Origin of the sequence: Methylopila henanensis, assembly GCF_042681025.1 — a bacterium.
Lineage (GTDB): Bacteria > Pseudomonadota > Alphaproteobacteria > Rhizobiales > Methylopilaceae > Methylopila > Methylopila henanensis.
In genome coordinates, this window is sequence record NZ_JBHUER010000014.1 from 19,727 (window position 1) to 27,368 (window position 7,642).

Below are 7,642 nucleotides of genomic sequence, written 5' to 3' on the forward strand. Positions count from 1 at the left end.
CGCGGGGACGCGGGAATTCTTTCGAGGAACCGAGGTGCTGCAGGGCGTTCGCGAGAACCGTCCCGCAGCGGGCCGCTTCGGGGCCGCTCCGGTTCGCTGAACGCTGAATGAGAGGAATGGGACACATGGGCAAGGTCATCGGTATCGACCTCGGAACCACGAACTCCTGCGTCGCCGTAATGGACGGGACGCAGGCTCGCGTCATCGAAAACTCCGAGGGCGCGCGCACGACGCCGTCGATCGTGGCCTTCGCCGACGGCGGCGAGCGGCTCGTCGGCCAGCCTGCGAAGCGTCAGGCGGTCACGAATCCCGACAAGACGATCTTCGCGGTGAAGCGCCTGATCGGCCGCCGCTTCGACGACCCGACCGTCGAAAAGGACAAGAAGCTCGTCCCCTACAAGATCGTGGCCGGCGGCGACGGCGACGCCTGGGTGGAAGTGGACGGCAAGGCCTACTCCCCGGCGCAGATCTCCGCCTTCACGCTTCAGAAGATGAAGGAGACGGCCGAGGCCCATCTCGGCCAGAAGGTCGACCAGGCGGTCATCACCGTTCCGGCCTACTTCAACGACGCCCAGCGTCAGGCCACCAAGGACGCCGGCAAGATCGCCGGCCTTGAGGTGCTGCGCATCATCAACGAGCCGACCGCGGCCGCGCTCGCCTACGGCCTCGACAAGAAGTCGGCCGGCGTGATCGCGGTCTACGACCTCGGCGGCGGCACCTTCGACATCTCGATCCTCGAGATCGGCGACGGCGTGTTCGAGGTGAAGTCCACCAACGGCGACACCTTCCTCGGCGGCGAGGACTTCGACATGCGCCTCGTCGGCTATCTCGCCGACGAGTTCAAGCGCGAGCAGGGCATCGACCTGCGCAACGACAAGCTCGCGCTGCAGCGCCTCAAGGAGGCGGCCGAGAAGGCCAAGATCGAGCTGTCCTCCTCGGCGCAGACCGACATCAACCTGCCGTACATCACGGCGGACGCGAGCGGGCCGAAGCATCTCACGCTCAAGCTCACGCGCGCCAAGTTCGAGAGCCTGGTCGACGACCTCGTGCAGCGCACCGTCGCGCCGCTCAAGGCCGCGCTCAAGGACGCCGGTCTGTCGGCGGGCCAGATCGACGAGGTGGTTCTGGTCGGCGGCATGACCCGCATGCCGAAGATCCAGGAGACGGTGAAGCAGTTCTTCGGCAAGGAGCCCAACAAGGGCGTCAACCCGGACGAGGTCGTCGCCATCGGCGCCGCGATCCAGGCCGGCGTGCTGCAGGGCGACGTCAAAGACGTGCTGCTGCTCGACGTGACCCCGCTGTCGCTCGGCATCGAGACGCTCGGCGGCGTTTTCACGCGTCTGATCGACCGCAACACCACCATCCCGACGAAGAAGAGCCAGACCTTCTCGACGGCTGAGGACGGCCAGACCGCGGTCACCATCCGCGTGTTCCAGGGCGAGCGCGAAATGGCGGCGGACAACAAGATCCTCGGCCAGTTCGACCTCGTCGGCATCCCACCCGCGCCGCGCGGCGTGCCGCAGGTCGAGGTGACCTTCGACATCGACGCCAACGGCATCGTCAACGTGTCCGCGAAGGACAAGGCGACGAACAAGGAGCAGCAGATCCGCATCCAGGCCTCGGGCGGCCTTTCGGACGCCGACATCGAGAAGATGGTCAAGGAGGCCGAGGCCAACGCCGAGGCCGACAAGCAGCGCCGCGCGCTGGTCGAGGCCAAGAACCAGGGCGAGGCCCTGATCCACTCGACCGAGAAGACGCTGGCCGACCTGGGCGAGAAGGCTCCGGCCGGCGACAAGACGGCGATCGAAGCCGCCGTCGCGGAGCTGCGCGAGGCGCTGGGCGGCGAGGACGTCGAGGCTATCAAGGCCAAGACCAACGCGCTGGTTCAGGCCTCCATGAAGCTCGGCGAGGCCATGTACGCGCAAGGTGCTGAGAACGAGGACGGCGCGGCTTCGGCCGAAGCCGGCGCCCAGGCGAAGGACGACGTCGTCGACGCCGACTTCGAAGAGGTCGACGACAAGAAGAAGTCGGCCTGATCAGGCCGACGCCGCCCGCCCTCCGCAAAGGGGGGCGGGCGGCGATCGCCTGCGCGGCCCCCGCCATGATCGCTGACGCGACCATCGAGCCGCCCTACGGGGCGCACCGCGCGCCCCGCTTCGTGGAAGCGGTGCGTTCGCTCGGCGACGCCGTTCCGGACAACGCCGTCGGCCGCAGGCTCGCCTCGCTGCTGAGGCGCGTCTGCTTCGCGGCGAGCGCGGCGCCTTACGACGTCGAAGTGTTCCCCACCATCCATGCGCGACTTCGGCCGGCGACCAACCGCACGGAGAAGCACGTCTTCCTCGCGGCCCATCTTTGGGACGCGCAGGAACGGCGCGCGCTCGAAACGGCGTTGTTCGCGGCGGACCCGGCGAAGCCCTTCGTCTTCGTCGACGTCGGCGCGAACGCGGGCTTCTACGGTCTCGCGCTCGCGTCCGTGGGGCGGCGGGCGGGGCGGGGCGTCTCGGTGCTTGCGATCGAGCCCGACCCAATCAACCGCGCGCGCCTCGAGGCCAACGTGGCGGCAAGCGCCGCGGACGTGACGGTCGAGCCCGCGGCGGTCGGGCGGGTCGTGGGCGTGGCGCGCATGATCGACGACCCGCGCAATCGCGGCGAGTCGCGTCTCGCGGAATCCGGGCAGGGCGGCGGCGTCGAGGTCGAGGTGAAGCCGCTCGGCGCGATCCTCGCCGCGCACGGTCTCGCCGCGGTGGACGCCATGAAGGTCGACGTCGAGGGCATGGATTTCGAGGTGGTCGCAGGCCTGTTCGAGACCGCGCCGGCGGAGGCCTGGCCTCGCATGATGATCGTCGAGGTGGGGCGCTCGGAGGCGGAGGCGGCGCCGATGATCGGCCTGCTGAGGTCGAACGGCTACGAGATCGCTGCGCGCACCCGGCTCAACGTCGTGGCGGCGCTTTCCGGGCAGGTTTGACGGTCTGCGCGAAGATCATCTCTCTCCCGGACGATCGGTCGGCATGGTCTGGCGGAATGTTCATCACGGTCGACGTCGGCGTTCTTGCGGCTCGACCCTGTTCACTTTATCTGACCGTGCGGTCGGGCGCGGTCCAAAGCTGGTGACGGAATGTCAAAACGCGACTTCTACGAGATTCTCGAGGTGGAGCGGACTGCGACCGACGCCGAACTGAAGGTCGCGTTCCGCAAGTCGGCGATGAAATGGCACCCGGACCGCAATCCGGGCGACGCCGCCGCCGAGGCCAAGTTCAAGGAGGTGAACGCGGCCTATGACTGCCTGAAGGATCCGCAGAAGCGCGCGGCCTACGATCGCTTCGGCCACGCCGCCTTCGAGCAGGGCGGCTTCGGCGGCGGGGGCGGCGCCGGCGGAGCCGACATGTCGGACTTCATGTCCGACATCTTCGATTCGTTCTTCGGCGGCGGCGGCGGCGGCCGCGCGCGCTCGTCCGGCGGGCGCGAGCGCGGCGCCGACCTGCGCTACAACATGGAGATCACGCTCGACGACGCGTTCTCCGGCAAGACCGCGCAGATCCGCATTCCGACCAGCATCACCTGCGAGGTCTGCTCCGGCACGGGCGCCAAGGCCGGCTCCAAGCCGCGCCAGTGCCCCACCTGCGGCGGCGCCGGCAAGGTCCGCGCGAGCCAGGGCTTCTTCCTGATGGAGCGGACCTGCCCCGGCTGCGGCGGGCGCGGCGAGATCATCGACGACCCCTGCGGCGCCTGCCAGGGCGCTGGCCGCGTCACCCGCGAACGCACGCTCGAGGTCGCGATCCCGGCCGGCGTCGAGGACGGCACGCGCATCCGTTTGGGCGGCGAGGGCGAGGCCGGAACGCGCGGCGGACCGGCCGGCGATCTCTACATTTTCCTGTCGATCGAGCCGCACCCGCTGTTCCAGCGCGATGGCGCCGATCTCTACTGCCGCGCGCCGATCCCGATGACCACGGCCGCCCTCGGCGGCTCGTTCGATGCGCCGACCATCGACGGCGGCAGGACGCGCGTTAAGATCCCCGAAGGCACGCAGTCCGGCATGCAGTTTCGGCTCAAGGGCAAGGGCATGCCGGTGCTCCGGTCCAAGGAGTTCGGCGACATGTACATTCAGGCGGTCGTGGAGATTCCCCAGAAGCTGACGCGCCGCCAGCGCGAGCTGCTGGAGTCGTTCGCGGCCGAGTCCTCCGAGGCCAATCATCCGGAATCGAGCGGCTTCTTTTCACGGGTGAAGGAGTTTTTCGGAGGAGCGTGACGTCGTGGCTCTTGTCACACCGCCGCGATGTTGATCATCGTAAAGTCCGGATTGTGCGCGTCGTGTCGTAACGGAGCTTCCCTGCATGCTTGAGCCCGCAAGGCGCAACGAACGTCGGCTCGGCGCCCGCACGAAGGGCATCGATTTCGCGGACGAGGCGCGCTTCCTCAAATCGTGGTTCGACAAGCCGCTCGTCACCGGCGCCGTGAGCCCCTCCGGCAAAGCGCTGGCGCGGATGATGGCGCGTTACGTCGACCCGACGGAAGACGGGCTGGTCCTGGAGATCGGTCCAGGCACCGGGCCCGTCACGGAAGCGCTGATCCAGCGCGGCGTGCCGGCCGAGCGGCTGGTGCTGATCGAGTTCAACTCCGAGTTCGTGCCGCTGCTGCAGAAGCGCTTCCCGGGCGCCAAGGTCGTGCAGGGCGACGCCTATTCCGCGGCCGAGACCCTTGCCGGCCGGATCGACACGCCGTTGATCGCGACCGTCTCCAGCCTGCCGCTGCTGACCAAGCCCGTGCGCCAGAGGGTTGCGCTGCTCGAGCAGTGCTTCGACATGTCCCGTCCGGGCGCGCCCTTCATCCAGTTCACCTACGGCGTAGCGCCGCCGATCCCGCGCGAGGCGATCGGCCCGGTCTCGACTGTCGGCTCCCCGCGCGTCTGGCTCAACCTGCCGCCGGCGCGCGTCTGGATCTACCGCCGCCCGGTCTGAGAGGCGCGGATCCGCGCCTTGAGTTGTCAGGAAATGCGCTCCTGACTATCCATTCTGTACGTGGCCGCGCGGCGGCGTCGCGTTCGCCCAACGACGGAACGTCATGGCCAGTCCGAAAATTGTCGTCGTCGCAGGCTCGATCCGTTCGGGTTCGCTCAACGAGAAGCTCGCCGCGCTTGCGGCCCGGTCGTTGCGCGACGCCGGTGCCGACGTGACCCACATCTCGCTCAGGGACTATCCGCTGCCGATCTACGACGGCGATCTGCAGAACCAGTCGGGCGTCCCCGACGCGGCGAAGCGGCTGGTGGATCTTTTCGTCGCGCAGCAGGGGGCCTTCGTCGCGAGCCCCGAATACAATTCGAGCTTCCCGCCGCTTCTGAAGAACACGTTCGACTGGATGTCGCGGGTGAACATCGAGGGGCGGCCGCCGCTGCCGGCCTTCAAGACCAAGGCCTTCGCGCTCGGCGCGGTGTCGGGCGGCGCCATGGGCGGCTATCGCGGCCTGACCCAGCTCCGCGCGATGATGGAGCTCGGCCTCGGCGCCCTGGTGCTTCCGGAAATGGCGGCGGTCGCCGGCGGCGCCGACGCGTTCACGCCCGAGGGCGGCCTCGCCAACGCGCGCACGGCCGATTTTCTGGAGGCGCTGGTGCGCCGCCTCGTGGCGCAGTCGGGGCTGCTGGCGTGACGCAGGACGACGCGCGCGACCGCCTCATCGTCGGGCTTGATCTTGCGACCGTCGAGGAGGCCGAGGCCATGGTCGCCCGGCTCGGCGACGCCGTGACTTTCTATAAGGTGGGCTTCGAGCTTGCGCTGGCCGGCGGCCTCGTGCTCGCCGAGCGCCTGGCGGGCTCCGGCAAGAAGGTGTTCGTCGACCTGAAGCTGCACGACATCGGCGCGACGGTCGAGAAGGCGACGCGGCAGGTCGCGAAGTTGGGTGCGACCTATCTGACGGTGCACGCCTACCCGCAGACGCTGAAGGCGGCGGCGGAAGGGCGCGGCGCGAGCGGCCTCAAGGTGCTGGGCGTGACCGTGCTTACCTCCTGGGACGCGGACGACGTCAGGGAGGCGGGCTTCAGCGAATCGCCTGAGCAGCTTGTGGCGCGCCGCGCGCGCCAGGCGCGCGAGGCCGGCGTCGACGGCGTGATCTGCGCGCCGACGGACCTTCCGGTGATCCGTTCGGTCGCGCCGCGCCCGTTCCACGCGGTGACGCCGGGCGTGCGCCCCGCGGGATCGGCGATCGGCGACCAGAAGCGCGTCGCGACGCCGGCGGACGCGATCCGCAACGGCGCCGACCGGCTGGTGGTGGCGCGTCCGATCCTGTCGGCGCCCGACCCCCGAGCCGCCGCCGAGGCGATCGTCGCCGAGATCGCGGCGGCCTGACGCGACTGGACACCGACCGAGCAGCTCCGCCAATGGTGCCGGCCCGCGGGCGGTCGTCGGCGATCGACGTTAATGCTCGTTAAACGAATGCCTTGCGCCTTCCGTCCAGTTCGCGCAGTTAGGTGGGACGCTTGCGCGTTTTCACGTAGTTAATGCGCTCGGGCGAAGCGTGGGGACGCTTATGACGCCATTGGCAGGCACGGGGCACAGCGTCTTCGTCGTCGACGACGACGAAACCATTCGCGACGTGTTGTCCGCGGTGTTCAGGGCCGACGGTTACGCCGTCGAGGAGTTCGGGGACGGGGCCGCCTTCCTGTCGCGCGCGACGGTCGAAACGCCGTCCTGCCTGCTTCTCGACGTCATGATGCCCGTCGTCTCGGGCCTCGATGTGCTCAAGACGCTGAACCAGCGCGGCTACGGCGCGCCGGTGATCATGATCTCGGGATCGGCCGACATTCCCATGGCGGTCGACGCGATCCGGCACGGGGCGCTGGACTTCATCGAGAAGCCGTTCGATCCCGCCACCATCGTGCGCCGGGTCAACGAGGCGCTCGCGGGCGCGGCGGCGCGGGCCGAGGCGCGACACGACGGCGTCGCCGCGGGCTTCTCGGGGAGCTCCGCGCTGACCCCGCGCGAGAAGGAGGTGCTCTCCCTCATCGCCGGCGGCCAGTCCAACAAGGAGGCCGGTCGGGCGCTCGGCATCAGTCCGCGCACCATCGAGGTGCACAGGGCGCGCATCATGGAGAAGATCGGCGCCAAGAACGCCGCCGACCTCGTCCGCATCGTGATGACCGCCGGTTAATGTCAGCCAATATTGTCGAAACGATCGAGCAACTCGAGGCGATCTACGGCGCGCCCGCCGAGTCGTCGCTCGTCAAGCAGGTCCCGCGGCTCACGGCCGAGTATCGCGCCATCATCGAGGCCTCGCCCTTCGCCGCGCTCGCGACCTCGGGACTGGAAGGGCTGGACTGCTCGCCGCGCGGCGACGGCCGCGGCTTCGTCAGGATCGCCGACGACCGGACGCTGATCCTGCCGGACCGGAAGGGCAACAACCGCATCGACTCGCTGCGCAACGTCCTCCGCGACCCGCGCGTGGCGCTGCTGTTCCTCGTCCCCGGCGCCGGCGTGACGCTGCGCGTCAACGGGCGGGCGGAGATCTCGGTCGACGCCGATCTTCTGGCCTCCTTCGCCGTCGACGGCGCCGCGCCGCGCACGGCGCTCGTCATCTCCGTCGAGGCGGTCTACTTCCAGTGCGCGCGGGCCGTCATCCGGTCGAAGCTGTGGGACCCCGCCGGATTCTTGGCGCC

8 protein-coding genes are annotated in these 7,642 nt (G+C 69.2%); all 8 read left to right on the plus strand.

From position 1 onward, the window contains the following. The first annotated feature begins 125 nt into the window (after positions 1-125). Positions 126-2,036, plus strand: coding sequence for a molecular chaperone DnaK (gene dnaK, locus ACFSCV_RS18775; RefSeq protein ID WP_378801108.1), 1,911 nt, complete (start codon positions 126-128; stop codon positions 2,034-2,036). 65 nt (positions 2,037-2,101) lie between these two features. After that, the gene (locus ACFSCV_RS18780) at positions 2,102-2,965 is read left to right on the plus strand and encodes an FkbM family methyltransferase (RefSeq protein WP_378801109.1); all 864 of its coding nucleotides are present in this window, start codon (positions 2,102-2,104) and stop codon (positions 2,963-2,965) included. Positions 2,966-3,115: 150 nt separating this feature from the next. Further along, positions 3,116-4,246, plus strand: a complete 1,131-nt coding sequence (gene dnaJ, locus ACFSCV_RS18785; protein WP_378801110.1) for a molecular chaperone DnaJ — start codon at positions 3,116-3,118, stop codon at positions 4,244-4,246. A gap of 85 nt (positions 4,247-4,331) precedes the next feature. Beyond that, entirely contained in the window at positions 4,332-4,955 is a 624-nt protein-coding gene (locus tag ACFSCV_RS18790; protein WP_378801111.1) for a class I SAM-dependent methyltransferase, read from the plus strand. A 103-nt stretch (positions 4,956-5,058) separates the two neighbouring features. Beyond that, positions 5,059-5,640 carry an NADPH-dependent FMN reductase gene (locus ACFSCV_RS18795; RefSeq protein WP_378801112.1) on the plus strand — a complete coding sequence of 194 codons (582 nt, stop codon included), beginning with the start codon at positions 5,059-5,061 and terminating at the stop codon, positions 5,638-5,640. Beyond that, positions 5,637-6,335 carry an orotidine-5'-phosphate decarboxylase gene (gene pyrF / locus ACFSCV_RS18800; protein WP_378801113.1) on the plus strand — a complete coding sequence of 233 codons (699 nt, stop codon included), beginning with the start codon at positions 5,637-5,639 and terminating at the stop codon, positions 6,333-6,335. The genes ACFSCV_RS18795 and pyrF overlap by 4 nt, the downstream gene beginning before the upstream one ends. 181 nt (positions 6,336-6,516) lie before the next feature. Beyond that, positions 6,517-7,137 (plus strand): response regulator transcription factor, encoded by a 621-nt coding sequence (locus ACFSCV_RS18805; RefSeq protein WP_378801114.1) that lies wholly within the window; start codon positions 6,517-6,519, stop codon positions 7,135-7,137. Then, positions 7,137-7,642 (plus strand): MSMEG_1061 family FMN-dependent PPOX-type flavoprotein (locus ACFSCV_RS18810; protein ID WP_378801115.1); only part of this gene is annotated, 506 nt, incomplete at its 3' end. The genes ACFSCV_RS18805 and ACFSCV_RS18810, both read left to right, overlap by 1 nt.

Coding starts and splice junctions, on each gene's coding strand:
- dnaK (WP_378801108.1), top strand. CDS start 126: ATGGGCAAGGTCATCGGTATCGACCTCGGAACCACGAACTCCTGCGTC.
- ACFSCV_RS18780 (WP_378801109.1), top strand. CDS start 2,102: ATGATCGCTGACGCGACCATCGAGCCGCCCTACGGGGCGCACCGCGCG.
- dnaJ (WP_378801110.1), top strand. CDS start 3,116: ATGTCAAAACGCGACTTCTACGAGATTCTCGAGGTGGAGCGGACTGCG.
- ACFSCV_RS18790 (WP_378801111.1), top strand. CDS start 4,332: ATGCTTGAGCCCGCAAGGCGCAACGAACGTCGGCTCGGCGCCCGCACG.
- ACFSCV_RS18795 (WP_378801112.1), top strand. CDS start 5,059: ATGGCCAGTCCGAAAATTGTCGTCGTCGCAGGCTCGATCCGTTCGGGT.
- ACFSCV_RS18805 (WP_378801114.1), top strand. CDS start 6,517: ATGACGCCATTGGCAGGCACGGGGCACAGCGTCTTCGTCGTCGACGAC.